This window comes from Escherichia sp. TW14182, from assembly GCF_000208525.1.
GTDB lineage: Bacteria > Pseudomonadota > Gammaproteobacteria > Enterobacterales > Enterobacteriaceae > Escherichia > Escherichia ruysiae.
In genome coordinates, this window is record NZ_AEJZ01000114.1 from 1 (window position 1) to 1844 (window position 1844).

A 1844-nucleotide genomic window follows, 5' to 3' on the forward strand; every position below is an offset into this window, starting at 1 on the left:
CGCTGACGTAAGCCCACAGCCAGCCGGAGCTGGATTTACCACCTTTCCGGGTATCAAGAAGGCATTAGGACTACCGCTTCTCGAACAAGTCACCAGTTGGTGGACACACCGGCAACCGAATCACTGTGGCATACCGCACCTGATTTATGCCACGGCAATACGGCGACCGATTTACGCTTACACAGAATCTTAAACAAGCTCTTTAAATTCCTATCGATGAACAACTCCGCACTCTGGCGAGTGAAACTTACAGCCAGGTTGATGTGAATTTTATTGCATATCTTTTGTTTGCCGGATGTTTCTGCTGTTGCGCTTTATTCGTATCTACTTTAAATTTCAGTATATGCGAACCTGATGATGATGGCATTATTGTCTGCGGAGTTCCGGTAACAGTTATATCACTACCTTTTCCCGTATTTATTAACAATATGCTATCACCAGTTTCTCCTTCCAGGTTTACGGTTATGTTATGCCCCTTTCCTGGATTTCGTACTGTTAGTGTTGCCGCCCCACATTCTTTCACTCCGGTCCCAAGCACATAGTTCGGACATGTCAGCTCTGAAGGGGTTAATATCAGTTCAGTATTAAACTCTCTGTTCAAAGTGCATTGTAGTTGATATTTTACAGTTAACTGACTGTGAACATAATTGTTATGATATTCATATACATCCTTATGCCAGAACCAGCCAGTCATCGTAAAGTTGTATGGCTTGTCATCCGGAATTAATGAGCCGCGATATTCCTTTCGTAGCTTGATATGCCCATCCATTATTGGGTCGATCCGATTTGCAATTAATGCATCCCCCTTGGTACCCTTAAAAGACAAACTGGAATTTCGGTAATTACTTATTTCGCCAAACGTTAGCGTTGGTGCAATTGAAGCACAATCGCGCCATTCCCCAAGCTGCATATAACTACACCTAAACGGGTTGCTCATCGTCTTTAATAACTCGGATATTACGTTGTCAGCGTAAGGTGGGGGCGATGGTGTCAATTGCCATCCGGACCATTTGGTGTAATATGTGTACCCATATATATAATCGAGGTTATCACTCCCTTCAGGCAAAGGTATTACCAGCTTTGGTGTGTAACCTGTCGAAGGCATCACGCTGTTACGTGGGGTATAAGCACCATCAGCAACCTGATATGATACTGGCAGAGTAGAACACTCCATTGTATATATATTTGCTGCTACGCATATGCTCGGCAGCAATAATATGTCAGCAACTAACAAGAATAGAGATTGTTTAATCATATCGCCTCTGCCTCTTCTGGTACACAATCATGATCATCCAATACTTAATGTAAAATTAACGATTTTGACAAATTTACCAAATTCTTTCCCATTAACGACGTAAGTCAGCCGTACTGGTGTTTCCTGTTCGGTCAGTCGTACATTCAAACCTTCTGGCCCGATTACACCGCCTTCAGTCGCGCTCCCTCGCTCAAGTCAGAATAGTGGACAGGCGGCCAAGAACTTCGTTCATGATAGTCTCCGGAACCCGTTCGAGTCGTTTGCCGCCTCGGGCTTTCATATCGATTGTCCGGGGTTGATCGCAACGCACAACACCGCTGGTACGTATGCCGGCACCATCCAACGACACCGCAAAGCCGGCAGTGCGGGCAAAATTGCCTCCGCTGGTTACGGGGACAACAACAGGCAGGTGTTAGCGCCAGTGATATAAGACGGTAATTCACCATTTGGATTGTCCGCTCCACCCAACATGTTGTTTCCTTAAGGTTCTCACAACAAAAAGGACATCAACATGCTGAGCAGAGAGGACTTTTACATGATAAAGCAAATGCGCCAGCAGGGTAAGCGCCCCGAGAAGTACGTAGCGTAA

Annotated in this window: 2 protein-coding genes and 1 pseudogene; 1 reads left to right on the top strand and 2 read right to left on the bottom strand. The window is 45.3% G+C overall.

The features are described 5' to 3' along the window. The coding region (locus EQY_RS26770; protein WP_237712262.1) for a hypothetical protein at positions 1 to 193 on the top strand (193 nt) is incomplete at its 5' end. Between the two features lie 54 nt (positions 194 to 247). On the opposite strand, the gene EQY_RS0110885 is transcribed toward EQY_RS26770, so the two are convergent. Beyond that, positions 248 to 1255 (bottom strand): hypothetical protein, encoded by a 1008-nt coding sequence (locus EQY_RS0110885; protein ID WP_000595495.1) that lies wholly within the window; start codon positions 1253 to 1255, stop codon positions 248 to 250. 190 nt (positions 1256 to 1445) lie between these two features. After that, positions 1446 to 1664, bottom strand: a pseudogene (locus EQY_RS0110890) (type II toxin-antitoxin system PemK/MazF family toxin); the annotation flags it as partial. Positions 1665 to 1844 lie beyond the last annotated feature (180 nt).

Coding starts and splice junctions, on each gene's coding strand:
- EQY_RS0110885 (WP_000595495.1), bottom strand. CDS start 1,255: ATGATTAAACAATCTCTATTCTTGTTAGTTGCTGACATATTATTGCTG.